The 25,271-nt window shown below is 41.8% G+C and carries 26 protein-coding genes and 1 pseudogene; 14 read left to right on the top strand and 13 right to left on the bottom strand.

Features of this window, described 5'->3' with window-relative positions; translation table 11 throughout:
* Positions 1 to 46: 46 nt before the first annotated feature.
* Positions 47 to 1,315 (bottom strand): lytic murein transglycosylase, encoded by a 1,269-nt coding sequence (locus W03_RS06040; protein WP_244072117.1) that lies wholly within the window; start codon positions 1,313 to 1,315, stop codon positions 47 to 49.
* Between the two features lie 57 nt (positions 1,316 to 1,372).
* Entirely contained in the window at positions 1,373 to 1,816 is a 444-nt protein-coding gene (fur, locus tag W03_RS06035; RefSeq protein ID WP_244072116.1) for a ferric iron uptake transcriptional regulator, read from the bottom strand.
* A 79-nt stretch (positions 1,817 to 1,895) separates the two neighbouring features.
* On the opposite strand from fur, the gene W03_RS06030 reads away from it, so the two are divergent.
* The 3 genes from W03_RS06030 (at position 1,896) to W03_RS06020 (ending at position 4,038) form a co-directional block, all read left to right on the top strand.
* Positions 1,896 to 2,312: an outer membrane protein assembly factor BamE gene (locus tag W03_RS06030; RefSeq protein WP_244072115.1), complete on the top strand. Its 417-nt coding sequence runs from the start codon at positions 1,896 to 1,898 to the stop codon at positions 2,310 to 2,312.
* Positions 2,313 to 2,377: 65 nt separating this feature from the next.
* Complete coding sequence (dapB, locus tag W03_RS06025) at positions 2,378 to 3,178, top strand: 4-hydroxy-tetrahydrodipicolinate reductase (protein WP_244072114.1); 801 nt, start codon at positions 2,378 to 2,380, stop codon at positions 3,176 to 3,178.
* 23 nt (positions 3,179 to 3,201) lie between these two features.
* Positions 3,202 to 4,038, top strand: a complete 837-nt coding sequence (locus W03_RS06020) for a symmetrical bis(5'-nucleosyl)-tetraphosphatase (RefSeq protein WP_244072113.1) — start codon at positions 3,202 to 3,204, stop codon at positions 4,036 to 4,038.
* Here W03_RS06020 and W03_RS06015 read toward each other — a convergent pair.
* Positions 3,968 to 4,759 carry a 1-acyl-sn-glycerol-3-phosphate acyltransferase gene (locus tag W03_RS06015; RefSeq protein ID WP_244072112.1) on the bottom strand — a complete coding sequence of 264 codons (792 nt, stop codon included), beginning with the start codon at positions 4,757 to 4,759 and terminating at the stop codon, positions 3,968 to 3,970. The genes W03_RS06020 and W03_RS06015 overlap by 71 nt on opposite strands.
* A 396-nt stretch (positions 4,760 to 5,155) precedes the next feature.
* Between W03_RS06015 and pbpG the strand changes: the two genes are divergently transcribed.
* Entirely contained in the window at positions 5,156 to 6,034 is an 879-nt protein-coding gene (pbpG, locus tag W03_RS06010; RefSeq protein ID WP_244072111.1) for a D-alanyl-D-alanine endopeptidase, read from the top strand.
* Here the strand turns inward: pbpG and W03_RS06005 are convergent.
* On the bottom strand, positions 6,016 to 7,524 hold the full coding sequence (locus W03_RS06005) for a carboxypeptidase M32 (protein WP_244072110.1): 1,509 nt from the start codon (positions 7,522 to 7,524) through the stop codon (positions 6,016 to 6,018). The genes pbpG and W03_RS06005 overlap by 19 nt on opposite strands.
* Positions 7,525 to 7,624: 100 nt before the next feature.
* On the opposite strand from W03_RS06005, the gene hemJ reads away from it, so the two are divergent.
* Complete coding sequence (gene hemJ / locus W03_RS06000) at positions 7,625 to 8,056, top strand: protoporphyrinogen oxidase HemJ (protein ID WP_244073705.1); 432 nt, start codon at positions 7,625 to 7,627, stop codon at positions 8,054 to 8,056.
* A 160-nt stretch (positions 8,057 to 8,216) separates the two neighbouring features.
* Here hemJ and W03_RS05995 read toward each other — a convergent pair whose 3' ends face one another.
* The 3 genes from W03_RS05995 to W03_RS05985 all read right to left on the bottom strand — a co-directional run bounded on the left by W03_RS05995 (position 8,217) and on the right by W03_RS05985 (position 11,592).
* Positions 8,217 to 9,464 (bottom strand): ExeA family protein, encoded by a 1,248-nt coding sequence (locus W03_RS05995; protein WP_244072109.1) that lies wholly within the window; start codon positions 9,462 to 9,464, stop codon positions 8,217 to 8,219.
* The gene (locus tag W03_RS05990; RefSeq protein ID WP_244072108.1) at positions 9,464 to 10,180 is read right to left on the bottom strand and encodes an OmpA family protein; all 717 of its coding nucleotides are present in this window, start codon (positions 10,178 to 10,180) and stop codon (positions 9,464 to 9,466) included. Before W03_RS05990 ends, W03_RS05995 begins: the two co-directional genes overlap by 1 nt.
* A gap of 695 nt (positions 10,181 to 10,875) precedes the next feature.
* Positions 10,876 to 11,592, bottom strand: a complete 717-nt coding sequence (locus W03_RS05985) for a Crp/Fnr family transcriptional regulator (RefSeq protein ID WP_244072107.1) — start codon at positions 11,590 to 11,592, stop codon at positions 10,876 to 10,878.
* A 439-nt stretch (positions 11,593 to 12,031) separates the two neighbouring features.
* Here W03_RS05985 and W03_RS05980 point away from each other — a divergent pair, with 439 nt between their 5' ends.
* The 8 genes and pseudogenes from W03_RS05980 (at position 12,032) to W03_RS05945 (ending at position 19,776) form a co-directional block, all read left to right on the top strand.
* The gene (locus W03_RS05980; RefSeq protein ID WP_244072106.1) at positions 12,032 to 13,534 is read left to right on the top strand and encodes an APC family permease; all 1,503 of its coding nucleotides are present in this window, start codon (positions 12,032 to 12,034) and stop codon (positions 13,532 to 13,534) included.
* A 219-nt stretch (positions 13,535 to 13,753) separates the two neighbouring features.
* A complete protein-coding gene (locus tag W03_RS05975; protein ID WP_244072105.1) occupies positions 13,754 to 14,995 on the top strand; it encodes an EAL and HDOD domain-containing protein in 1,242 nt (413 codons plus the stop codon).
* An 85-nt stretch (positions 14,996 to 15,080) separates the two neighbouring features.
* A complete protein-coding gene (locus tag W03_RS05970; protein WP_244072104.1) occupies positions 15,081 to 15,941 on the top strand; it encodes an HDOD domain-containing protein in 861 nt (286 codons plus the stop codon).
* Between the two features lie 316 nt (positions 15,942 to 16,257).
* Entirely contained in the window at positions 16,258 to 16,764 is a 507-nt protein-coding gene (locus W03_RS05965; protein ID WP_244072103.1) for a low molecular weight protein-tyrosine-phosphatase, read from the top strand.
* A pseudogene (locus W03_RS05960) lies at positions 16,764 to 17,869 on the top strand (S-(hydroxymethyl)glutathione dehydrogenase/class III alcohol dehydrogenase). Before W03_RS05965 ends, W03_RS05960 begins: the two are co-directional and overlap by 1 nt.
* A 2-nt stretch (positions 17,870 to 17,871) precedes the next feature.
* Entirely contained in the window at positions 17,872 to 18,060 is a 189-nt protein-coding gene (locus W03_RS05955) for a hypothetical protein (RefSeq protein ID WP_244072102.1), read from the top strand.
* On the top strand, positions 18,057 to 18,455 hold the full coding sequence (locus W03_RS05950) for an alpha/beta hydrolase-fold protein (RefSeq protein WP_244072101.1): 399 nt from the start codon (positions 18,057 to 18,059) through the stop codon (positions 18,453 to 18,455). The genes W03_RS05955 and W03_RS05950 overlap by 4 nt, the downstream gene beginning before the upstream one ends.
* Before the next feature lie 64 nt (positions 18,456 to 18,519).
* A complete protein-coding gene (locus W03_RS05945; RefSeq protein WP_244072100.1) occupies positions 18,520 to 19,776 on the top strand; it encodes an IS5 family transposase in 1,257 nt (418 codons plus the stop codon).
* Positions 19,777 to 19,877: 101 nt separating this feature from the next.
* Here W03_RS05945 and W03_RS05940 read toward each other — a convergent pair whose 3' ends face one another.
* From W03_RS05940 to W03_RS05920, 5 genes are all read right to left on the bottom strand, one after another.
* Positions 19,878 to 20,054 (bottom strand): hypothetical protein, encoded by a 177-nt coding sequence (locus W03_RS05940; protein WP_244072099.1) that lies wholly within the window; start codon positions 20,052 to 20,054, stop codon positions 19,878 to 19,880.
* Between the two features lie 217 nt (positions 20,055 to 20,271).
* Complete coding sequence (rdgB, locus tag W03_RS05935) at positions 20,272 to 20,868, bottom strand: RdgB/HAM1 family non-canonical purine NTP pyrophosphatase (protein ID WP_244073704.1); 597 nt, start codon at positions 20,866 to 20,868, stop codon at positions 20,272 to 20,274.
* Position 20,869: 1 nt separating this feature from the next.
* Complete coding sequence (gene rph / locus W03_RS05930; protein WP_244072098.1) at positions 20,870 to 21,607, bottom strand: ribonuclease PH; 738 nt, start codon at positions 21,605 to 21,607, stop codon at positions 20,870 to 20,872.
* Positions 21,608 to 21,625: 18 nt separating this feature from the next.
* Positions 21,626 to 22,432, bottom strand: a complete 807-nt coding sequence (gene map, locus W03_RS05925; RefSeq protein WP_244072097.1) for a type I methionyl aminopeptidase — start codon at positions 22,430 to 22,432, stop codon at positions 21,626 to 21,628.
* A gap of 59 nt (positions 22,433 to 22,491) precedes the next feature.
* On the bottom strand, positions 22,492 to 23,019 hold the full coding sequence (locus W03_RS05920; protein WP_244072096.1) for an SPOR domain-containing protein: 528 nt from the start codon (positions 23,017 to 23,019) through the stop codon (positions 22,492 to 22,494).
* A 422-nt stretch (positions 23,020 to 23,441) separates the two neighbouring features.
* Between W03_RS05920 and W03_RS05915 the strand changes: the two genes are divergently transcribed.
* On the top strand, positions 23,442 to 23,930 hold the full coding sequence (locus W03_RS05915) for a c-type cytochrome (RefSeq protein ID WP_375792730.1): 489 nt from the start codon (positions 23,442 to 23,444) through the stop codon (positions 23,928 to 23,930).
* 47 nt (positions 23,931 to 23,977) lie between these two features.
* Here the strand turns inward: W03_RS05915 and hemL are convergent, their stop codons facing one another.
* Positions 23,978 to 25,264 (bottom strand): glutamate-1-semialdehyde 2,1-aminomutase, encoded by a 1,287-nt coding sequence (gene hemL, locus W03_RS05910; protein WP_244072094.1) that lies wholly within the window; start codon positions 25,262 to 25,264, stop codon positions 23,978 to 23,980.
* Positions 25,265 to 25,271: the final 7 nt, after the last annotated feature.

Genomic DNA, 25,271 nt, shown 5'->3' with positions numbered 1-25,271 from the left:
CAAAAGCCGGTATGAGCCAATGGCTCGAGTCTTACGTAAGTTTTGATTAGTTATTACTCAAAGAAGATTTTGATTGAGCGGCCTGCCGAATGGCGATTAACAGTTTGTGATCCAAATAACCATCAGCGATACGCTGTGTGTGTTGTTGAAAATGACTAATAGCCTGACGAGTGGTAGATCCAAGTACGCCATCAATTTCACCGGCATCGATACCCAGTGTGAGCAGATCTTTTTGCAGTTGGCGTATTTGCTCACGTGTTATTTTTATAGAATCGGATATCGGTGGTCGATGTAAAGCGCCCCCTCCTGAAATTCGATCCGCCAGATGACCCACCGAAATGGCGTAGTATTCCGAGCGATTCCAACGCATAATGACCTGGAAATTCCTGGTTACTAGAAATGCCGGTCCTTGATAACCTGAGGGAATTAATAAAGCTGACTTTTGCTCGTTCAATGGCAACGGAGCACCTGAAGCAGTTAATACGCCCAACTTTGCCCATTCAGATTGACTTAACATTTGTCCTCTTCCTGACAAAGTATAATCAAACACTTCTGGTAATCTGACTTCCTGCCCCCATTCCAATCCAGGAACCCACCCCATTTGCCGCAAAAAGTTTGCTGCCGAACCAAAAGCATCCGGTATGCTGCCCCATAAATCACGGCGACCGTCGCCATCCATATCTTTAGCATAATGTAAAAAGGTAGAAGGCATGAATTGCATATGACCCATAGCGCCGGCCCATGAGCCAATCATACGCTCAGGTATGATATCGCCCGCATCAATGATACGCATGGCATTAATCAATTCCTGGGTAAAAAAAGTGCCGCGCCGTGAATCGCAAGCCAGTGTTGCCAAAGAGTCGGTGATTTTCCAGTCGCCAAAATGACTGCCATAACTTGTTTCCAATCCCCAAAATGAAACCAGATAATGCCCTGGCACACCTGTCTCTTTTTGTATTTGATTCAAAAGCGTACGATGCCGATTTAATAGCTCCCGTCCGCGCTGCACGCGCTCTTCGTTGATACGCACATTGAAATAGTTTGCGAAAGTTTGCGAAAATTCTGGCTGACGCCGATCTAGCTCAATGATTTTCGGTATTTGTTTGGCCCTGCTTAATGTTTGTGAAACAGTTTGATTCGAGATGCCTTCCATTTTGGCACGCTCGGCTATACGAGCCACGCACGTATCAAAATCCTTGGTCAGGCTACTTTCTAACACTGTACTTTGCGCCATTATTTCAAATGATAATAGCAAAGTAGCATTGAGCGCATTTTTCCCGATACGCTCAGTCAGCGAGCGAATTTTATCGTTCATTTTTAAACTCAGGATCGTAGTAAGCTCACAATAGATATTTTAGATAGTTACGTGCAACTATTTCCGGCGATCAGCGCAATCGGTTTTTATGCAATCCGCATAAAGAGACAAAGAATGTTCTTGTAACTTAAATCCGCGCTCCTTAGCAACGAGCATTTGACGTTTTTCGATCTCGGCATCATAAAACTCTTCCACTTTACCGCACTGTAAACACACTAAATGATCGTGATGACCATCGCTTTTAAGTTCAAATACAGCTTTACCGCTCTCAAAATGATGACGTTCCAATAGTCCGGCTTGCTCAAACTGTGTTAAAACGCGATACACCGTGGCCAAACCGATATCTTCACCCTCGTTTAGTAATTCTTTGTACACATCTTCAGCCGACAAATGACGTACACTACTGTGTTCAAACAGGTTTAATATTTTGAGTCGCGGTAAGGTGGTTTTAAGGCCTGTATTTTTAAGACCAATAGATTTCAGATCAGCAGAATTACCCATACGTATTACCTCTGTTGATAAATTTATTTGTTGTATCATATAGTGCTATGCTCACTTTGGAAACATCAATATTTACAATATGACCGCAAAGGCGTGTATTCTGCTCGTTTTATTATTTACCGGATGTTCTTATTTACCGCCATTTCCTTATCGAATTGATGTTCAGCAAGGTAATGTCGTCACTGACGAAATGACTGAGATGCTTAAGCCTGGGATGACGAAATCTCAGGTTTTGTTCGTAATGGGATCGCCGTTGATCGTCGATGCATTCCGTGAGAATCGTTGGGATTATGTCTATATTTTTCGTGACAAAGGCAAACTATCTGAACAAAAAAGATTAACCATTTTTTTTGAAAATGAACTCCTAACAAGCACCGAAAGCCATCAGGTCTATCCCAAAGATAAAGCAAAAAAAGATCTTGTAAAAATTGAACGAATGGAAAAGGATAGCGAAGATCCTAATAGCTCCAGTTTTAGTAATATAGAAACAAAATAGCCTAAATTTATATTGTCGCATTGATCGTTTAAATTATTGTCAATCTCTCATTACAATCAACCAACATGCATAAAATAGCGATTGCAGGCAGCTCCGGACGCATGGGCCGCACTTTATTGGAAGCTACAACACAGGCAACCGATATGAAACTTTTCGCGGCATTAGAGAAGCCTGATAGCCCTTTCTTAAACAAAGATGCTGGTGAATTGATTGGATCGCCCTGTGGTGTTCCGATTTCCAGTGATTTCAGCTCAGCTCTAAAAGGCTGCGATCTATTAATTGATTTCACACGGCCAGCAGGCACACTAGCACATTTAAAAGTATGTTTAGAGAACCATGTGAAAATGGTTATTGGGACCACGGGCTTTTCCATTGAAGAAAAAGCTTTACTCAAAGAAGCCGCTAAAAACACTGCTATTGTATTTGCCCCAAATATGAGCATCGGCGTTAATGTCACTTTCAAATTACTAGAAGTTGCTGCAAAAATCCTCAATCAGGGCTATGACATTGAAATCATCGAGGCTCATCATCGACATAAAATCGATGCTCCTTCCGGTACAGCATTGAAGATGGGAGAAATCATCGCACAAACTCTAGGAAAAAACTTGAATGAAGTAGCTGTCTATGGACGGGAAGGCATCACAGGCGAAAGAAATCCTGAAACAATAGGGTTTTGCACAATCCGTGGTGGCGATATTGTCGGCGATCATACCGCTCTATTCGCTGGAATCGGTGAGCGCATTGAAATCTCGCATAAAGCCAGCAGCCGAATGACATTTGCATTGGGTGCATTGAGAGCAGTTCGTTTTCTTGCCGATAAGCCTAACGGACTATTCGATATGCAAGATGTCTTAGGTTTGCGTTAATTCTAACAAGTGCTAATAATGAAATGGCCACGTATGCAATCGGTGATCTTCAAGGCTGCTTTAAATCCTTTCTGGAATTACTAGATCAAATTCATTTCGATCCCAAGCTAGATAGATTATGGCTGGTTGGTGATCTCGTCAATCGCGGTCCAAATTCATTAGAGTTATTGCGGTTTATCAAGCAAATGGATGAAGTGAATCACTGTGTGATCATCACTTTGGGGAATCATGATTTGCATCTACTGATGGTGGCTGGAAAAGTATCGCAACAACATTCGAGTGATACCTTCCAATCGCTATTAGATGCTCCAGATTGCGAAGATTTGCTTTATTGGTTACGTCATCAACGTTTGTTCTATCATGAAGATAATTTTGCTATGGTACACGCTGGCCTGTTACCTTCATGGACAATTCCGCAAGCAGCTCAACTTGCACAAGAAGTCGAATGTATATTGCAGCAGGACGATTATTCTCAACAGAGTATACAACTATATGGAAACGAACCCAGGGTCTGGCAAGAAAAATGGACGGGGTTCGAGCGTTTTCGCGTGATTGTCAATGCTATGACGCGCATGCGGGTGTGTACTTTGGATGGCGGCATGAATCTTTCCTTTAAAGGTGATTTGCAATCTATTCCACGTGATCATTTACCTTGGTTTGACCTACCTAATCGCGCAAGTAATCAATACACGATTATCTGTGGTCATTGGTCAGCGCTCGGATTATATCAACGGAAAGATCTCATTGCCTTGGATAGCGGGTGCGTTTGGGGAAGACAGCTATCTGCAATCAGATTGGAAGACCGGAAATTATTTCAGGTTGCTTGTAACGAACGGGCAACATTAGCATTTCCGCAATAACACTTTCTGACATTCGAGCCAGTTCGCGGCGGTTCTTCATGCCACCCGGAATTGGTTCGCCAAAGAACAATTCCGTATCAATACGTGGCTGCGCTAAAATCTGCTGTAGGGACAAGATTAATGATGGATCGATATAAGCCGCTTCAGAACAGACATCGCCATCAGCATTCCGATAGCGCATAGCCACGGGACAAACCAACGCATCGGCGGTCACCGCAGATTGCAACAAAGAAGCATGAAAATGATTCAAATAAGTACCGTCTGCTGTAGTTCCCTCAGGAAATAAAGTCACACGCTCACCAACTTCTAATACTTCGCAAATATGTTGATTGATTCGCATCGTGTCATTGCGTTGCGTTCGTTTTATGAATAATGTACCGGCATTTTTGCATAGCATTCCCAGTATTGGCCACGCTGCAATCTCCGATTTGGCGACGAAACGAGTTGGACACACAGCCATTAATACGCAAATATCTAGCCAAGAAACATGATTGGATACTAACAATGCTCGCGGTACGTCTACTCCCGGTGGTTTTCCATGACAATACAGCTTGATGTTAAGTAATGTCAGCAATTCGACTGCCCATCTTTGCATCATTCGTTGCTGGTAGTGCAACAACATATGTGGGTAGATTAACGACTGAATGACTCCAGAAAGCACATGCAAAGTTAAGCGAGTCATTCTAATAACGCGTAATAACACAGGCGTCTGTTTATGCATGGCATTGTATTTTTTAGTTGGAAAGATTGTTAAAAATAAAATAACGATTATGATGAAGCATTTGCATTAAAAGCCCCTTTAATATCTTTTATTTAAAACATCAATGTGTTAGAATTATATTATTAATGTTCTCCCTTATAGAGAAATTATAACTCATTATAATAAATAGGTTTTCTAAAAAACAGAATGTTTTATTTTAAACAATAAATAATTCAAATGATCTTATCACGCTCTCAGATCTTCAGTTCTTTGCATCATGCAATTTCACTGTAGATTGGTGATAACGCTCCAGTCAATTGAAGGTAGCTATTATTGCTATATTCAGCGTTTATTTTCTCAGTTTCATTCAAACCGGTGTTGTAAAAACTTTATAAATTTTTTCTTGGGAGATCAGCAATGATAAATCCAACGATTCCCTTGTCTTTGGCACTATTATTTTTTTCTTATACAGTTTTTGCATCCCCCCATAAATTAGATATTAAATCGCAAGCAGCACTTATTTATGATACCCAAAACAAGCGTATTTTATACGATAAAAATGCTGACAAAGTGATGCCGATCGCGTCAATCACTAAATTAATGGCAGCGATGGTTAGTCTTGATGCGCGCTTACCTTTGAATGATCGAATTACTATTACCGCAGCGGATGTAGATAAGCTAAGGCACAGTTCATCGCGTTTGCCTGTCGGAAGCAATTATGCACGCCACGAACTATTACGATTATCACTGATGTCTTCAGAGAATCGCGCTACTGCGGCGTTAGCACGTACTTATCCCGGTGGAACGCAAGCATTTGTTCGTGCCATGAATCAAAAAGCTCAAAAAATCGGCATGACCAACAGTCGATTTGCCGATGCAACCGGTTTAAATCAAGGCAATGTTTCTACTGCGCGGGATTTGGCAAAACTAGTCATTACCTCGAATCACTATGCTGTAATTCGGGATTTTTCAACTACTGTGCAGCACCGTGTTGCGCGCAATAACAATCGCGGTCAAATACAATTCGTCAACTCGAACAGCTTAGTTCGTAATCAAGATTGGCAAATTGATGTTTCTAAAACGGGTTATATTAGCGCTGCCGGTCGTTGCCTAGTGATGAAAGCCGATATTTCTGGTGATTCCATGGTCATTGTATTGCTTAACTCATGGGGTAAGAACACTCGTATTGGAGATGCCAATCGCATGAAAAAATGGATCGAAACGAACTACTCGACTCGTAGTAAGGGTCATAGAGTTAAACATCAACCCGCAACGGGTCAGTTTGCCAGTTTATAGATTGCGCTATATTTATTTACTAGATATTCCATAAAATAATTAGGATTTAATGGTTCTCCAGTAATTTCCAACACAAGCTCTTGCGGTGTAAGCAGCTTACCTTGGCTATGAATCTTCTTGTTCAGCCATTGCCGGATTGGTTTAAAATCGCCCGCAGCAATATGATGTTCCGTATTCGATTGCTCACTTAATAACGAACGATAAAATTGGCATGCGTATATAGCACCTAACGTGTACGATGGAAAATACCCAAACGCACCACTACTCCAGTGCGAGTCTTGCAATACTCCAAGTGTATCAGTAGGTGGCTTAATCGCTAAGTATTTCTCCATTAATTCGTTCCAGATTTGCGGTAAATCATTGACTTGCATTGAATCATCAAATAAGCCCTTCTCGATTTCATAGCGCAAAATAACATGCAGTGGATAAGTAACTTCATCCGCTTCAACGCGAATAAAATCAGGCTTACAAACATTCAATGCACGATAAAACTCCTCGGCTGTAACGGACGCGAAGCTATTGGGAAAGGTTGTTTTAAACAATTCAAAATAATGCAAACAAAAAGACTTACTTTGCCCAATCATGCGTTCCCAGAACAACGATTGCGATTCATGAATACCCATTGTTAACGATTCAGAGACGGGTAAATCACCTAATTCATAGGGTCGCCCTTGTTCGTACAGCGCGTGACCAGTTTCATGAATAATAGAATACAGCGACTCGATAAAATTATTGGTTTTATACCGTGTAGTAATACGCACATCCGTTGGATGGCTGCCACCACAAAACGGATGCACAGAAACATCCATGCGCCCCCGATCAAAACTAAAGCCAATATCTTGACTGATTTTACGTGCCAACATTTCCTGCTTATCCAAGGCGAATTGTCCTTGCATAAAGGAAGTATCTGGTTGTATAGCGCTATCCTTTATTTCTTGAATCAATGGAATCAAATGCTGCTTCAAACATTCAAAAACTGGCGTAATCATCGACATTGTCGTGCCACGCTCAAACAAATCGATATTGGCATCATAGGATTGCAATTCGGGTGATACGCACTGCGCCCACTCCTTTTTTAATAATAGGAAGCGTTTTAAAACTGGCGCAAAATCTGTAAAACGATTTTCCTTTCGTGCTTGCACCCAGACACCATGCCCTCTTGATCCTAATTCGGCCAATTCTTGTACCAATCTCTTAGGGACTTTCGTTTCCAGATCGTAGCTACGCTGCGCCTCACGAACATTGCATTGTTCAATTGAGCTTAAAGCCACGGCAGGGTTATTCGCTAAATAATCCAGGCATTCACCGAGCGCTGGATCGGTCATACGTTCATGAATCACACCAGCCAAAGCCGAAAGCTGCTTGGCACGCGCTTCACCAGCACTCGCTGGCATCACTACCTCTTGATCCCATCCCAACGTACTCATTACACCATTCAAGTGCGTGATTTCTTCCAGTTTTTGTACTAATCGCTGATAGTGTTGTTTCATCGTCGTCCTATTCTCATCTCCAAAATACAAACACATGGTGCTCAATCACCAAGCCAAGTATCATAGCAATTTTATTCGATTATTAACTGCTGACATTATTATGCTTTGGATTAAATCGTTCCATATCATTTTTATGGTGACCTGGTTCGCTGGGCTATTCTACTTGCCACGCCTATTTGTCTATCATGCTCTTTGCGAAGATCAACCCGGCAAAGAACGCTTTAAGGTCATGGAGCGCAAGTTGTATTATGGCATCATGACACCCAGCGCAGTTCTCACCATCGTCTTCGGCGTATGGCTTTGGCTGGGGTATGGATTTAGCGGTGCTTGGTTACATGCTAAAATAACATTGGTTGCGGTATTAATTCTCTACCATTACTACTGTGGAAAATACGTTACCACATTTAAAAATGATGCCAATCAGCATGGTCATGTATTCTACCGTTGGTTTAATGAATTTCCGGTGCTGATTCTATTTGCGGTAGTCATTCTAGTGGTAATCAAGCCTGACTTACCACATTTAATATATTGAACTAGAACCGATTTCGTAGATTCGATTTAACAATTCTACTGATCGATTACAAAAAGTAAGAAGGATTAACTGATGAGAATACTCTTACAGTTCAAACCAATCGAAGATAAAACCTTGAGTCAATCATTATCGACCACCAGGACTGAGGAATGCAATTCAATTAGAAGGCAAATAGACTGAAAAAGCAATCCACATAGCCTTTATAATCGGAAGTATGGCAGTAAAACAAAAAGCTCACTATAAATAGTGAAACTGATGATACAAGTAAAATGACAGGGCCTTTTAAATTCTTTTGTGCATACTTTTCTTTGATATTTTCAGCAAGATCTTCATAAGATAACGCAGGTTTAGTCTTGATACCAAAGCTATCTGCACTCAACGCAAGTTCCGGTGCTCTATCTTCGGTAAGGTACGCTCTCTTATTAGTTGGTGTGAGAAAAGGCGGCGCCGATTCCTTCAATATTGTTTGATGTTGCTGCACTGTGCCAGATAATGGCGACTGTTGCTGTACAGCCATTCCTTGCGTGGCAGAAAGTTCCTCCTGCTTGTCTCTCTCCTTGCTTTTTAAAGAGATAATGTAATGAAAAACATCCGTTCTGAGACCTAGCCGCTGCGTCGCTTCATAAACATCGTGCGCATCGACAACTGATTTATTTCTCTCGTACGCAATATTGAAAGATCTATCACATAGCGAGTTAATCGTTCTAGGCGTTCCGCCTGCATGGAAAGCGATTGATAGCGCTTCCCATCCCGTATCGGATATTAGCTCAGTAGAGCCGCCAGCTACTTTAATGCGGTGATCGATGTATTTCCCCACTACATCAACATTCATTTTTCCGAGCGTTTCTAGCGCTGCTATACGCTGCTTAAAGGGCTCCATTGCAGGACGATTGATTTTTTCCATCAATTCTTCTTGCCCTAGTAACAACAGTTGAATTAATTTCTTAGAGCCTTCTTCCAGATTATTCAACAAACGAATGCCATTAAGAACATCATCCGACATCAAATGAGACTCATCAATAATAACCAAGCATTTTTTTCCTTCATTTTCTGTTTTTAAGAGTGCATTACGAATGTCTCTCATAACAAAAGTTTTTTCTGACGAGGAAGGATTCAGTTCGAGTTCTTGCGCCAGAAAAAGGTAAAGATCATTGCTATTTGCTGGCGGTTCAGCCATCCAAATCAGTTTGATGCTTTCAGGAAAATCAGCCTTTATCATCTGACTTAAAGTGGTTTTTCCAGAACCTATTGGACCTGTTACAACAATAAGCCCTCGTCCACTTTCGAGAGAGCCCGAAATTTGCTGGCGAATGCGAGCATGATCGCCTTGATTGTAAAAAAATTGCGGATCAGGAACGTTCTCGAATGGAAGTTTATTGAGTCTAAAGTGCTGCGTATACATGTGCATTAATTTTCCCCTTGTTCTCTCAGTGTCAATTTTACTTCAACACGACGATTTTTTGCCCGTCCATCCTCAGTGCTATTGCTTTCAATCGGACGTGTGTCACCATAACCTGAAATGGAAATTCGATCTCGAGCGATGCCGCGCTCAATCAATAGATTTGCAATAGCTCTTGCTCTTCGGATTGATAATTCCATATTATTTCTATGAATCTTACCTGTAGGTAAGCTGTCTGAGTGACCTTCAACACTTATTAAATTATTCGGGAATAACATCAATTCACTGATCAACTTCTCAATCTTCAAATTAGCTGCATCGTTTACTTGATCTTCTCCTGAACGAAAAGTCCTTCCTCCAAAGACTGCCAGCACACTGTACTGCGAATCATTGTTATCGCTAGCTTTTACGACAGTTTTTTCTTGTTTTGTCTCTTCAGATTGCTCAGTTTTAGTTGTAGCAACCTCTATTACAGGGATAACTGCTTGTGTGCTCTGCTCAATCGGTAGACTTTTAACTATCGTATCAGATTCAATCACTTTCACTGAATTGTCAGCAACGGTCTTTTCAATTTCAGGCTTAGGGGGTAATTGCGCAATCGGTACTTTATCGATCGATACTGGAGCCGACAAAGGCAAATCTGAAGACGATGTGAGTCCTTTGTACAAAGCCACCACAGATAATAAAAAGAAAAAAATTGATAATCCAATAATGACAACACGCATAGTAAATATACCGCCTAGTTATAAAATTGCTTTTAAATACAAATTAACAAAAGATAAAAAAACATGACGCAATAATCAAAGTATCACGAAAGTATCCTCTATCTTCTTTACACTGAACCCATCCTTTTCTCAATGCTGTCGATAGCACCGTTTTTTAGTTTGCTGATTTACTTGTGCAGCGTAACGCAATCAAATTGTTACAGTCTTTTGCACAAATTAGGAAGTCAATTATGCAATGTTTTATTATGTCTTGAAATGTTGATAATTGATAAACCAAATAAAGGGATTTAAAGATGCTTTTTTCACTCGGAAGAATTCAAACAGAATTGAAGCAATGCTTTAGACTATCATAGATTAGTCATATCTGATGCCCTGACTAGTGCACTGGGCAAGCCTCATTAGAATGTTTTTCTAGTACTTTCTGATCTTTAAACGGAATTAAAAGTTAGTTGGGGCGCTCTTAAACTTTGCAGACTGCCGCTTGGTAAAGGCCCAAAAACTCGGCATCGTTGAGGAGTCGCGCCTGCCACAACATTGTCACCATGGAATACTAATCGGTTAATTGGTTCAATAGATTGCTTCTCTACTCTAAAACACCATATCATAATTAAATTAGATTACAACTGCTTACGATAGGATAGCCTAAAATCGAAGTAAATTATGCTAATACACTAATGTATCATTTTAAGAAATACTTATGAATCGCATTCCTCAATCATTTCCGCAAGTCTATCTATATCCAGAATACGTATTTCATGGTTCTGGCAAGAAATAACTTTTTTACTTTTTAACTTATTCAACTCTCGCGTAACTGCTTCACGGTGGGTACCAATCAGGCAAGCCAATTCAACATGAGTAGGGGCTCGAGATATGATCGCTTCGTTATTCGCTATTACTGCTTGAGTTTGAGCCAGGTGTAATAACTTGGCACGGATACGATTAGGCACCTTTAATGTTTCCGCTTCAAAAACGCGTTCAGTAAGTCGACGTATTTGAGATGTTAAGCGCTGTAAAACGGCGCTAGCAAAATTACAATTGGTGTAAATCAATCCTATGAATGCTGACGATGAAATCGACGCCAATAAAGAATCTTCTTTTGCCACTACAGTAGCAGATCGAGGGCAACCGTCAATCGCTGTTAATTCACCAAAAATTTCTCCGGCAATAAGATCGCATAGAATGACTTCCTTTCCTGCCAAAGAAAAGTAATTTACTCGAACAGCACCTTGAGCAATTAAAAAAGCGCTATTTGATTCATCATGATAGCGAACAATTGCTTCTTCTTTATGATAGTATTGCCAATGACATACCTCAGCAATAGCTTCTAAGTCTACTGACGAAAAATCCTTGAAATCTTTAATCAAGGAAAGAAGCTGTATAGCACGCTCCAAGCTAATATTCTTGCAGTCCATAACCCCACCCGATTAACATTTTCTACTACCGTCAAATTATATAATTCTCATACATTCAGTGTAGCATTTTATAAAGTAATTCCTTCATCGAAATATGGTAAATCTCACACCCGAAAAACTTTAGGAAGATGCGTCTCCAATAGGGCACTGAATATTCTATATTTTTCCTTTGGTATTCTTTTTTGCACACTTCTAGAAGTGCACTCAATAAGCTTGATATTTAACAATTCAGCTGAGTTTCCAATCAGGCGATATAGCTTGTAAGGATAGCTATCTCATCAGCCAGTCGCGCAAGAGATAGTCATACAAGATATGTTTTTATTGCTTTGAATTCATCAACACGCAATACGAGTTTCATACATTTTTGACTTCATTAGTAATCTTTGCTAATTTCTGCACAAAAAATAATATAACTATTGCATTCAATGTAGATAAAGGCATGCATACTTTAGAATCTAAAGGTCTCAAAAAAGGCGCGATATCAAGATCTGCCGCAATAATGATCGGCTTGGCTGCAACTGCACCGGCTTACTCATTATCGGGCGCTTTGGGGTACGGAGCTGCAGAAAGTGGATACCAGTTGCCCATTATTTTTATTTTGTCAGTGATCCCAATGTTTTTTGTCGCTTTATCTTATAAGCATCTTACTGCCTCCTTACCTGATTCCGGAACCGTATTTACTTGGGGTGCCAAAGCATTGGGACCGAGATTCGGTTGGTTTGGTGGATGGGCAATGTTTTTATCCAGTATATTGGCTGGTGTTACAGCAACCCAAGTAATTGTAAATATGGTGGCGATTTTATTAGATTTAGAACAAATGCCGCAATGGTTGAATTTTGTTGTGGCTGTAGCATTTATTTTTAGCACCACTTATTTGGCTATTCTTGGCGCGAAAGAATCATCCCGAGCTACTATATTATTTGCTTTATTCCAATTCAGCGGCCTCGCTATTTTGGCGTTAGTGTTATTTTTTTGTATTCTGCAAAACGATGTGATCAGCACAGCTGAATCGTTCTCATGGACATGGTTTGATCCTTTCTCAATTCCTTCTCCAGATATTTTCCTCAATGGATTCCTAATTGCATTGTTCATTTTTTGGGGATTTGATGCATCTCTAGCAATGTCTGAAGAAACAAAAGGAAATTCTGAACAGGCAGGTCGCAGTGGCGTGATAGCGATTTTGATTACCGTTGTAATTTATGTCGTTTTTACTACGTTAGCACTCACCTATGCCGGTATAGATTCCAAAGACCCAATGAGCTTAACATTTGCTAGCAACATTGATTCCAGTATCACCGTGTTAGTTACAGATGTTATCGGTTCTCACGGTGCAAAATTGGCTGCATTAATTATCGCGATATCCGCTTTCTCGGCAACAATGTCCACAATAATGCCTGCTGCAAGAATCGTGCTGGCTATGGCATCGTATCGCGCAATTCCAGCACAGTTTGCTAAAATCGACCCAATAACCTACACCCCAAAGCTTGCGACATGGACGATAGGTTCTATGACACTAGTTATTTATGTCATTTTAAGCTTTGTGAGTGAAGCTATCATTAAAGATGCGATTCATAGCGTCAGCATTGCAGTATGCACTTACTATGCAATCGCATCGTTATCTTGTGCGAGTTATTTTTATCACACAGCATTTCGCCAATGGCGTACTACGCTCTCACAAGTAATTTTTCCTATTTTGGGCGCCATTACATTGATGGTGATTGGCACTATCCAGGCTTGGCGAATGTTTGATCCTAATTATGGTGCAAGTGGTTCTATCGAAGGAGTCGGTGCAGTTTTCCTATTGGGTGTCGCTACCCTGTTACTCGGTTTTTTTGTGATGCTGTTATGTAACTTACATGAAGCAACTTTTTTTCATGGTAAAACCTTGCCAAAGGAAAGTACATCTTTAGGTTTTTCTATCAATCATTCCAATAATTCGTAAGATCAAGTTTGTCTGATTGGTGTATCGAACACTTGAAGAACACAGGGATAGAATTAAATTAATCAACTACAATCCTCACAAGCAAAACAGTAATTGATTACAAAGACTTACTAACAAGTAAATCGACACTCGTGTAGATTTTATTTAGAGTAATGAACATTTACATAGAAATGTCGCTATAGGATAACGTAATAAAACTATTGAAGAGCAGGAAACATAATGAGTGATGTTTATCTAGGTAGGTTACCGATCCTTGATACAAAACAAAATGTAGTTGCCTATGAATTGCTATTTCGTGCCGATCATCATAATAAAGCAATTGTCACCAATAACTCCGCAGCATCAGCGAATGTGATTATCGAAACTTATGGTCAATTGGGCATTGATAATGTTATCGGTAAACGACGAGGCTTTATCAAAGTCGACGCGCAATTACTTATGCATGATTCGATTTTGTTGTTACCCAAAAAGCATGTCGTGTTGGAAATTCTACGTGATGTAGAAATTACTGAGGTTATAACTCAACGATGTGCTTTTTTAAAACGAAAAGGCTATCAACTAGCGCTTTCATATACCGCTCAATCGAGCGCACATTATGACCATATTTTATCGCTGATTAATATTGTTAAAATCAATGTTAATGAGCTCACTTCGGAACATTTGATGGCGGTGATAAAACAATTGCGTCGTTTTCCTATTCTATTGCTGGCGGAAAAGGTAGAAAACCAGGAAACCGCTAAACATTGTATTTCGCTTAATTTTCAAATGTTGCAAGGGTTTTTTTTTACTCAACCGGAAGTGATGAGTGGTAAAAATATTGATCCTTCTAAGCTTTCGCTACTGAAACTGATGTTATTGGTTGTCAAAGATGGTGATATCTCTGAAATTGAGAATGAACTAAAATATCAGCCAGGCTTAAGTTACAATTTGTTACGCATGGTTAATTCGGCTTCGAGCGGCTTATCAGCCAAGATCAATTCGATCAAGCGTGCAATATTGATACTTGGACGCAAGCAGTTACAACGTTGGGTACAAATTTTGTTATATGCCGCAAAACAAAAGGATGGCAGTACATCGGACGCATTGATGTTAACAGCTGCTATACGTGGCAAGTTATTGGAATCTATCGCAACAGCTGATCGCCCTCATGACAAGAATCATCAAGATAGGGCATTTATGGTAGGTATTCTTTCACTGTTAGATACACTTCTGGGAATGGAAATGTCGCAACTGGTGAAAACTTTAAATATTCAGCAAGATATGCGTGAGGCTTTGGTATTTCGACGGGGTTATTTAGGACAACAATTGCAGTTAATTGAAACCTATGAAAAAGGTGAACATGAAATAGTATCCACATTAATATCTCAGATGATTTTTATTAATTGGGATCAATTTTCGGCGATGGAATTGGAGGCCACTGCTTGGGCTAATCGGATTAGTGATTCGATTAAGCAGGCATAATAATAATTTATGGTTACTCTGAGTCCTCAGGGTAACTTTATCGAGTCACGAGAAAAACAAAAACTAAACACAAAGGAGTTGAAGAATGGAAAAAAGCGCAATACTCAGCGCTTTGGCAACAGAGGCGAAACAAGGAAGGCTGTTTTTTTCTACCTCAGCAAATGCTGCGATCCATATCAAAAATAAATTGGAAGATCCCGATTGCAACCTTGATTCGGCGATCCACTTAATTAAGGCGGAGCCACTGCTCGCAACTAAGGTAGTAGGTATCGCCAATTCTGTAATTTTCAATCATACTGGAAAAGAAGTAACCGATGTTCGGTCTGCCATGACATTGATTGGAATGCGAACCGCGCGCAGTTTAGCAACAGCAATTGTAGTTCAGCAACTAACAGAACCTCAGCAGAAGAATCCTATGGTGACTGAATTATGGCAACATTCCATACATGTGGCTGCGCTTGCGCGAATTGTCGCACAGCACATCACCAAGCAGAATCCTGATACCGCATTATTTGCCGGAATCATTCATGAAATTAGCTGGTTTTATTTACTATCACGTGAAAAACATTTTCCTGGGTTAATGGATGAGAGCGTAGCAACCGCTTGGACTAGTGATGCAGACTTAGAAAATGAAAGCGAATTGGAATGTGAGATTCAGATCGGCAGCGCAATTCTTAAGGCGCTGTCAGTGCCTACACTCGTACTGGAAAGCATTATTAGTTTGTGGAAAGGACGCCTATCTTCACCACCGACTACGTTGGGAGATACGCTGTTATTTGCCAATCAACTTGCATCTGTAAAATCTCCCTTGCCCCTAACTTCAAATCAAACCGGTGATGATATTATGCATGGATTATACTCTTTGATTGATGAGCAAGCGCTACAAGATCTTCTCAAAGAATCTGAGCATGAAGTTAAATCGCTTATTAAAGCTTTAAATAGTTAATCGAGTTTTAGAGAAGAGATGGTTGCCCAGAAAAATACTTTTTCTTTATTTCTAAGCTAATACGAACACGAAAAAATTCTAAGATTGATATATTTTTTATTACTTACATAGTATGTATCGACTGAGCTTTTCAATAAGTACCATTCGGCTCACTTTCGCAGGATTCCAGTAATACTTTATGATGATATTCCGCGATTTCATTAAAAATGAGTATAACTTTAATCGCAGCTCTTTTAGAATATTCTCCTAGAATACTGCAATTCAATTAGCTAGCATTTAAGTAGCTTCAGCAAAGAAGAATTTTAGAAAAACAGTCATGAATAAAAGTCACAAAATAAAAGTATTATTTGTCTGCATGGGCAATATTTGTCGCTCTCCCACTGCCGATGCCGTTTTCCGTCATTATGTCCGAGATGCAGGTCTGGAACACATGATTGAGGTAGATTCTGCCGGAACGCACGCATATCACATCGGACATCCACCTGATCAGCGTTCGCAGCAAGCAGCGGTAAAGCGCGGCTACCAAATGAGTGATTTGCGCGCCCGTGCGGTTAACTCAAAAGACTTTGAAGTATTTGATTACATTCTTGCCATGGACAAGGAAAATCTTGCTTTACTTCAGCAGAAAAGCCCGGAGCAACACCATCAGAAAATTCAGCTATTTATGTGTTATGGGAGTAACGCCTCAACCACAATCGAAGTACCTGATCCTTATTATGGCGGCCATCAAGGCTTTGAGGTTGTTTTGGATATGGTCGAAGAAGCTAGTCGGGGCTTGCTATTACATTTGCACAGTAACAATCTATACAAGGAAAATTCTTAATAAAGACAAGAGCCGCTGTTGCTTGGCAAGCCGATCAGCCATTGACGATTGAGCAAGTTGATCTTGAAGGTCCGAAATCCGGCGAGGTACTAGTTGAAATTAAAGCCACTGGCATCTGTCATACCGATTATTACACACTTTCGGGTGCTGATCCGGAAGGGCTTTTCCCTATGGTATTGGGCCATGAAGGCGCGGGTATTGTGGTAGATATCGGACAAATGTAAAATCTTTGCGTAAAGGTGACCACGTGATTCCGCTGTACACACCGGAATGTCGCGAGTGTAAATTTTGTTTGTCGAAAAAAACCAACCTTTGCCAGGCAATTCGTGCAACACAAGGTAAAGTCCTAATGCCGGACAGTACATCTCGTTTTTCAATCGGCAGCAAACCATTGTTTCATTATATGGGTACATCGACTTTTTCCAATTACACTGTCGTACCAGAAATCGCACTGGCAAAAATTCCCAAGACGCACCGTTCGATAAAGTATGCTATATCGGCTGCGGCGTTACTACTGGGCTCGGCGCGGTCATCTATACCGCTAAAGTAGAAGCCGGTGCTAATGTAGCAGTGTTCGGTCTGGGTGATATTGGTTTGAATGTAATCCAAGGTGCTCGCATGGTGGGTGCCGACAAAATCATCGGCATCGATATCAATTTCGGACGCGAAGCAATGGCACGTAAATTCGGCATGACACATTTCATCAACCCCAATGATGTGCCCAATTTGATTGATGCCATCGCGCAACTAACCAACGGTGGCGCAGATTATAGTTTCGAGTGCATCGGTAACACTCAAGTCATGCGTCAGGCGCTGGAATGCACGCACAAGGGCTGGGGGCGAAGTATTATTATCGGTGTTGGCAGAAACTGGCGCTGAAATCAGTACACGACCATTCCAGCTCGTTACCGGTCGCAAGTAGGAAGATTCCGCATTCGGTGGTGCACGTGGGCGCACCGATATACCCAAGATCGTCGATTGGTATATGGAAGGCAAAATTAACATCGATTCGTTGATCACACACACATTGACCCTGGATAACATCAACGAGGGCTTTCGTTTAATGAAATCCGGCGAGTCGATCCGTTCCGTGGTGATTTACTGATCGTGACGACACTTGAAACCCGCAGTATACACCACTGCTTTGGCGGCACTCAGGGCTTCTACCAGCACTTGTTCTCAGTCACCGGCTTACCGATGCGCTTTTCGGTGTATCAACCGCCACAAGCACAATATCAACATGTACCGGTAGTATTTTTTTGGCTGGTCTTACATGCACCGAAGAAACCTTTATGATCAAATCCGGTGCACAACATTACGCCGCCGAGCTCGGCTTGATGTTGGTTTCGATGGACACCAGTCCGCGCCAAACTGGCATTCCTGGTGAAGCCGATACTTGGGATTTTGGCGCCGAGGCAGGGTTTTATTTGGATGCGACGGAACAACCGTGGTCGAAGTATTATCGCGTGGAAAGCTACATTATTCGGGAATTACGCTCAATCATTGTCAATCAATTTCCAGTCGATGCAAATCGTATCGGTATTTTTGGTCATTCCATGGGCGGTCACGGTGCACTGACATTGGCGCTACGATACTCAGAATTATTCCGCTCGGTCTCCGGTTTTGCGCCGATCTGCGCACCGATGCGTGTCCGTGGGAACAAAAAGCTTTCCGTAATTAGTCGTCCCTGAAGAAAGTACAACTATTTGATAATGAGAAGAAATACAGAGATGTGTGTGATCCGATCGACCAGAAATGCTAGAATTGCAGCTTGATCGTTCTGATCCATTGCTACAGCTTGCATTGGAAATACCTTGGCTTGAGTTTGACGAAGCATATTCAATACACTACAGCGAAGGATTAGGCGCACCCAGTAAACCGATTCGGCTGATGGTTGGATTGTTGATACTCAAGCAGTTAGAGAACTTGAGCGATGAAGCAGTAGTATTGCAGTGGAAACGCAATCCGTATTACCAGGCTTTTTGCGGGATGAAAGAGTTTCAGCGAAGATTGCCCTGCCACAGCACGGAGTTGGTGCATTTTCGTAAGCGCATTGGCGCTGAAGGTGTTGAGCGTATTTTCCAGATGAGCGTTGGTTTGCATGGAGAAGCTGCGCTGGAAGACACGGTTCACATTGACACGACAGTGCAAGAAAAGAACATCGCCTATCCGACAGATAGCAAGCTGGCAATTAGAATCATCAACCGACTAAACAAGATAGCCCAAGCGCATGGTGTTCAACAGCGGCGTACTTTCGTCAAAGAAGTAAAATCATTGCGTCTGGCTATTCGGCATTTCCGTCACGTCACCAAAAGAGCAAAGGCCAAGCGAGCGCTAAAGCGGCTTAGAACGATTGCGGGCATCTTAATACGGGAACTGCGCCGAGAATTGCCGCAATACTGTTTATTTGAGTGCTACCAACAAGATTTTCTGATGTATGAGCGCATTTTAAGGCAGCAATCTAAAGACACAAACAAGATCTATTCATTGCACGAGCCGCAGGTGTACTGCGTGGCCAAAGGAAAAGACCACAAACAATACGAATATGGCAGCAAGGCATCGATAGCAAGCACCGCGCAAGGCAATCTGATCGTCGGTGTAGTCAGTCACGAACAAAACCGGCATGACAATCATACGCTGCCGGAAATACTGCGTCATGTTGAGGCATCTCGCGGCAAAGCCGTCAAACAAGCAGTATGTGATCGCGGCTATCGCGGCAAGCGAGAAGTTAATGGCACGAGTATTATTTTGCCGGGGAAAGCACTCAAACAAGATACTCGTTATCAAAGGGACAAGAAACGAAAGCAATGCAGAAGACGTGCAGCGATTGAACCCATCATTGGTCATTTGAAATCGGATTTTAGGTTGATCAGAAATTATTTAAAAGGTGCTATCGGAGATCGTATCAATCTATTGATGGCTGCTTGCGCATGGAATCTGAAACAATGGCTGCTGGCCATTCTTTGGCTGTTCTTCTCATGGCGAAAAACGCAAATTACCCCAATTTGTTAATGAAAGCTTCAACCAGCAAAAGTTGTTTTCTACATGCAGCATGGAAATCTGATCCACCCCAAAAAATAGCAATCGTCGAGGCTTTTTTCAGGGGCGACTATTTAGGGGAAGAGCAACAGAGATAGCGGCAACACGATGCCACTGCACTGATCGAGGATGGTCACAGTGTACCAAATCTGTTGATCGATCAAGGCTTTTGAGCGATCAGTTCCTGGCGGAACAACTATACCCGGAAACCCTGGAAAATGCTTGTGCCGCAGTCGGCCAGAAACTGACATTGCGTTACCACCAAGACTATGATCACAGTTACTATTTCATCAGCACGTTTATGAAGGAACACCTAAAATATCATCGTGAGCAGCTTGAGTAGTTTGTGTGTCATTCAAATACTATAAAGAATAGCACTGATAGACATGATTATTCGCGTCATTGATGAATGAAGGAAAGGGTCACTGATATATTTTTGCACTGGAGCCAAAGTTTATAAGATGGCCATCAAAATTTTCCGGTATGGCGTAAAATACCTGCCAGTTTCGCCAGTGCTATACCGCGGTGGCTGATTTGATTTTTCTGTTCTGCGGTTAACTCAGCAGCAGTTTTATCGAGTTCTGGTAGATAAAAATGCGGATCATAACCGAACCCGCCGGCTCCACGCGATTGGGTTATGATTTCTCCATACCACGAACCGTCGACAACGATCGGTTGCGGATCGTCTGCATGGCGCACGAGTACAATGACACAGTAATAAAATGCACGTCGATCGGTTTGATTTTGCAATGACTCTACTAGCTTCAGATTATTGCGCGCATCCGACTTGGGTTCTCCAGCATACCGTGCAGAATGGACACCCGGTGCGCCATTGAGCGCTGCAACACAAATCCCCGAGTCGTCTGCCAATGCCGGCAATCCTGAACAGCGGCTAGCGTGCCGTGCTTTTGTCAGCGCATTCTCAACGAATGTCACAAAAGGTTCTGCAATTTCACTCACATTAAAAGCCGATTGAGATATCGCCTCAATGGCCAAAGGTGTAAGCAGTGTATTGATTTCAGCTATTTTTCCAGTATTATTGCTGGCAATGACCAGTTTCTGTATGCTATCCACGTACTATGGATTCCTGTGCTAGCGATTCTCTCTGTATTGCAATCAATTCCTGTATGCCGTGCTGCGTCATATCCAATAATGTGCTCAGCTCACTACGGCTAAAAGCCATTCCTTCAGCGGTACCTTGCACTTCGACTAGGCCTAAGTTACCGGTCATCACGACATTCATATCCGTATCGCACGATGAATCTTCTTCATAATCCAGATCAAGTAATGCAACACCTTGGCGAATACCGGCTGATATGGCGGCCACATGATCGATAATCGGTGTGGTCTCAATCAACTGTTGATAAATCAGTTTTTCCATCGCATCGTGCAAGGCAACAAAAGCACCTGTAATACTTGCAGTACGCGTACCTCCATCCGCCTGTACGACATCGCAATCGATCAGAACGGTACGTTCTCCCAATTTTTTCAGATCAACCACAGCACGTAGGGCACGTCCGATTAATCGTTGGATTTCCATAGTGCGCCCGGATTGTTTGCCTCTCGCTGCTTCACGCTGCATGCGCGAGTGTGTTGAACCAGGCAACATTCCATATTCGGCGGTCAACCAACCTTGTCCCTGTCCTTTTAAAAAAGAAGGGACCTGTTCATTAATGGTTGCCGTACATATTACTTTCGTTTCTCCACATTCGATTAATACCGATCCATCCGCATAGCGAGTAAATTGACGGGTAATTCTGACAGGGCGAATTTGTACAGGGGTTCTTTGATTGCTTCGTGTCATATAATTCAAATAAAAAAACTAATTAGTATAATGATAACTTGGCTTGTCAGGCGTACCTGCTGATACGGTCAATACTTCGTAACCGTTTTCAGTCACCAAAACGGTATGTTCCCATTGCGCAGACAAACTGCCATCTTTAGTGGTAATGGTCCAGCCATCCGGCATGTGGCGAATACCTGCTTTGCCGGCATTAATCATCGGTTCAATGGTAAAAATCATCCCAGATTTTAATTCCATTCCCGTTCCAGGCTTACCATAGTGAAGCACCTGCGGATCTTCATGAAACTTTACGCCAATGCCATGTCCACAAAACTCTCTAACCACACTATATCCGACGCCTTCAGCCAATTTCTGAATGGCGTGGCCAATATCGCCCAATTTTTTACCTGGCTGAACCTGTTCAATGCCACGCCACATGGCTTCATAAGTCACTTCACACAAACGCCTGGCTTGAATTGAAGGCTCTCCAACATAATACATACGACTCGTATCGCCGTGATAACCTTGATAAATCACGGTGATATCAATATTGACAATGTCACCATTTTTTAACTTTTTACTCCCTGGGATACCGTGACAAATCTGATTGTTAATCGAAGTGCAAATCGACTTTGGGTAAGGGGAATGGCCGGATGGCGCATAGTTAAGTGGTGCTGGAATAGTTTTCTGCACATCGACCATATAATCATGGCATAACCTATCCAGTTCTTCGGTAGCGATACCCGACACGACAAAAGGCGTTATGTAATCAAGAACCTCCGATGCTAATCGACCAGCGATTCGCATCATTTCGATTTCTTTCGGTGTTTTTATTGAAACTGACATTTTATTTAACTGAATTGAACAATCTATCTATTAATGTAAAGTGTAAGCTGTTCCCTATTTCAATCTTTACATTGAATAGCAGTCAATTGTGTACCTTCAAATTGCTCGACGACTTTTTCCATTTGCTTTTGGATGATGGCGTTTGACTGATGGATAATCATTTTTTTTAATTCAACTTCAAATTCTTCTATCATTGCGTTAGCTATTCCTTTTTTTACAAGATCTTCCAATTGTTTCTGCGCTTCTTGTTTATCATCATATACACCGACGGAAATGGTATTCTTCCAACGCTCTTCAGTTTTTTTTATACGAAAACTGACGATACCGAAATTACGCAATTTATTAATCATACGATTGGTTGCTTCTTTATTGGGCAATGATGGAATAAACAACAGATATTTCATGGCATTACCAATACTCTCCCACTCATAAGACAAGTCTGGATAAAATTCTGCCATTGCTGTTTCTGAGTATTGTATCTGTTCTTCATAAAAATTACCCCATTGCAAACAACCGTCATTGACCGGCACCAATACAATTTTCTCAGAATTAAGTGATATTGGAGCGCTTAATTGTTTCTTTTCCAAAAAAAATGATGTGACGACAAAAAACAAACTATTGATCAATAGCAAAATAATTAGGATTGTTTTCATTGAGAAATAAAATATTAGATCATAAAAACCTGATTAATTTTGTTGTTAAGGTCTTTTCGCCTTGCTAAAATACAGCGTTTTTCCAATGCTTGCCAACTTTTGAGAGCTCTAAAGACGGAATGAATATTATGAACATAATTAAAGTAATAACAGTAATTGTAGTGCTGACAATAGTTACACCACTTTTAGCAGACTCAGCAGAAAACACTAACGCTGCTGACGATAACAGCAATAATGAAAATACCACAGCTTCACCACAGCCTACTGCAGCACCTTCAGAGCCTGCAACACCTGCGACAGCTCAGGAAATCGCTTCCGGTGTATGCGCAGGATGCCATAATGCCGATGGCAATAGCATTATTCCTGCCAATCCGATTTTAGCAGGACAACATGTCGAATACCTTTCTAAGCAATTACATGATTTTAAGGCGAGCGAGAACGAGCCTGCGAAGCGGAATAGCCCCGTGATGTCAGCAATGGTCGCCGCACTTTCGCCAGAAGATATGAAAAAGGTAAGCGAATACTACGCCAAGCAAAAAAAGATACCTAGCCCGGTAGAAGCGGATGCAAAGCTTCTTGAAGCAGGAAAAACTTTATATCACGGCGGCAATATTGATAATGGTGTTCCTGCTTGCGCAAGTTGCCACGGCCCTCAAGGAGCAGGAATTCCTCCCCACTATCCAGCGCTTGCCGGGCAGCATGCAGAATACGTGAACGCTCAGTTAAACCAGTTTAATACAGGCGATCGCACCAATGATAATGGCGTGATGCAAAAAGTAATTACTCGCATGAGCGGTAAAGAAAAACGCGCCGTATCAGCCTATATTGCCTCGATGCATCCATAATTAAAAAGGCGGTTGATTACCGCCTTTTTATTAAACACTATCTATCGTTACTGATTCCAATCACTAAAAACTTTATCTGCAGCGGCAAAAGTTTTATTGAGCTCAGTGTCGCCGTGTACTGACGAAACGAATCCAGCTTCAAATGCTGAGGGCGCAAAATAAATACCTTCCTGCAACATGGCGTGGAAGAATCGGTTGAATGCAGCTTTGTCGCATTGCATGATCTCAGCAAAACTGGTAGGAACTATTTCTGAGAAATAGATTCCAAACATTCCTCCAATCGACTGCGCAAAAAAATCGATATCGTATCTCTGCGCTGCGGTTGCCAATCCTTCCGTCATCCGTTTCGTCACTTCAGTTAATTTTTCATAAAAATTAGGAGCTTGAATCAATTTAAGCGTAGCCAAGCCCGCCGCCACCGCAACGGGATTCCCTGACAATGTTCCTGCTTGATAAACAGGTCCTAGCGGTGCCAAACATTGCATGATTTCACGGCGCCCACCAAAAGCCGCCAGTGGCATCCCGCCACCAATCACTTTACCCAAAATTGTTAAATCCGGCTTGACCTTATAAAGCCCTTGTGCGCAAGCCAATCCGACACGAAATCCTGTCATGACTTCATCGAAAATCAAGACGCTCTCATTCTGTGTACACAATGTACGTAATTTTTGCAGAAAATCCGCTTTAGGAGCAATTAAATTCATATTCCCTGCCACCGGTTCAACGATCACGGCGGCAATCTCCTTACCCCATTGATCAAAAGCCTGCTCCACGCTTGCAATATTGTTGAAGTCCAACACAATGGTGTGTCCCGCAGTTTCTGCGGGTACTCCTGCTGAACTTGGATTACCGAAAGTCAATGCACCCGATCCTGCTTTAACGAGCAAAGAGTCATCATGACCATGGTAACAACCTTCAAATTTGATGATTTTGCTACGCCCTGTGAAGCCGCGCGCTAAACGAATAACACTCATACCTGCTTCGGTACCCGAACTGACTAGGCGTACCTGCTCGATCGATGGCAATAACTTACAGATTAGTTGTGCAATTTCCAACTCGGCTTCGGTTGGAGCACCAAACGTTAAACCATTTTGTGCCGCAGCTTGCACGGCTTTAACCACCTCCGGATGAGCGTGTCCTAAAATTAATGGCCCCCAGGAGCCAACATAATCTACATAAGATTTTTCATCAACATCCCAAAAGTAAGCACCCTCGCCTCGTTGGAAAAAAACCGGTTCACCCCCTACTGATTTAAATGCTCGCACTGGAGAGTTAACTCCTCCAGGAATATACCGCTGTGATAATTCGAATAATTGCTGATTTTTTGAAGTCATTTTGTTA

This window comes from Nitrosomonas sp. PY1 (assembly GCF_022836435.1).
GTDB lineage: Bacteria > Pseudomonadota > Gammaproteobacteria > Burkholderiales > Nitrosomonadaceae > Nitrosomonas.
The sequence above is the reverse complement of the archived record's forward strand: the minus strand, read 5'-3'. Positions and strand labels throughout refer to the sequence as shown.

Excerpts from the sequence above, each read along its gene's own strand:
- W03_RS06040 (WP_244072117.1), bottom strand. The coding sequence starts at position 1,315 with ATGAACGATAAAATTCGCTCGCTGACTGAGCGTATCGGGAAAAATGCG.
- fur (WP_244072116.1), bottom strand. The coding sequence starts at position 1,816 with ATGGGTAATTCTGCTGATCTGAAATCTATTGGTCTTAAAAATACAGGC.
- W03_RS06030 (WP_244072115.1), top strand. The coding sequence starts at position 1,896 with ATGACCGCAAAGGCGTGTATTCTGCTCGTTTTATTATTTACCGGATGT.
- dapB (WP_244072114.1), top strand. The coding sequence starts at position 2,378 with ATGCATAAAATAGCGATTGCAGGCAGCTCCGGACGCATGGGCCGCACT.
- W03_RS06020 (WP_244072113.1), top strand. The coding sequence starts at position 3,202 with ATGGCCACGTATGCAATCGGTGATCTTCAAGGCTGCTTTAAATCCTTT.
- W03_RS06015 (WP_244072112.1), bottom strand. The coding sequence starts at position 4,759 with ATGCATAAACAGACGCCTGTGTTATTACGCGTTATTAGAATGACTCGC.
- pbpG (WP_244072111.1), top strand. The coding sequence starts at position 5,156 with ATGATAAATCCAACGATTCCCTTGTCTTTGGCACTATTATTTTTTTCT.
- W03_RS06005 (WP_244072110.1), bottom strand. The coding sequence starts at position 7,524 with ATGAAACAACACTATCAGCGATTAGTACAAAAACTGGAAGAAATCACG.
- hemJ (WP_244073705.1), top strand. The coding sequence starts at position 7,625 with ATGCTTTGGATTAAATCGTTCCATATCATTTTTATGGTGACCTGGTTC.
- W03_RS05995 (WP_244072109.1), bottom strand. The coding sequence starts at position 9,464 with ATGCACATGTATACGCAGCACTTTAGACTCAATAAACTTCCATTCGAG.
- W03_RS05990 (WP_244072108.1), bottom strand. The coding sequence starts at position 10,180 with ATGCGTGTTGTCATTATTGGATTATCAATTTTTTTCTTTTTATTATCT.
- W03_RS05985 (WP_244072107.1), bottom strand. The coding sequence starts at position 11,592 with ATGGACTGCAAGAATATTAGCTTGGAGCGTGCTATACAGCTTCTTTCC.
- W03_RS05980 (WP_244072106.1), top strand. The coding sequence starts at position 12,032 with ATGCATACTTTAGAATCTAAAGGTCTCAAAAAAGGCGCGATATCAAGA.
- W03_RS05975 (WP_244072105.1), top strand. The coding sequence starts at position 13,754 with ATGAGTGATGTTTATCTAGGTAGGTTACCGATCCTTGATACAAAACAA.
- W03_RS05970 (WP_244072104.1), top strand. The coding sequence starts at position 15,081 with ATGGAAAAAAGCGCAATACTCAGCGCTTTGGCAACAGAGGCGAAACAA.
- W03_RS05965 (WP_244072103.1), top strand. The coding sequence starts at position 16,258 with ATGAATAAAAGTCACAAAATAAAAGTATTATTTGTCTGCATGGGCAAT.
- W03_RS05950 (WP_244072101.1), top strand. The coding sequence starts at position 18,057 with ATGATCAAATCCGGTGCACAACATTACGCCGCCGAGCTCGGCTTGATG.
- W03_RS05945 (WP_244072100.1), top strand. The coding sequence starts at position 18,520 with ATGCTAGAATTGCAGCTTGATCGTTCTGATCCATTGCTACAGCTTGCA.
- W03_RS05940 (WP_244072099.1), bottom strand. The coding sequence starts at position 20,054 with ATGTCAGTTTCTGGCCGACTGCGGCACAAGCATTTTCCAGGGTTTCCG.
- rph (WP_244072098.1), bottom strand. The coding sequence starts at position 21,607 with ATGACACGAAGCAATCAAAGAACCCCTGTACAAATTCGCCCTGTCAGA.
- map (WP_244072097.1), bottom strand. The coding sequence starts at position 22,432 with ATGTCAGTTTCAATAAAAACACCGAAAGAAATCGAAATGATGCGAATC.
- hemL (WP_244072094.1), bottom strand. The coding sequence starts at position 25,264 with ATGACTTCAAAAAATCAGCAATTATTCGAATTATCACAGCGGTATATT.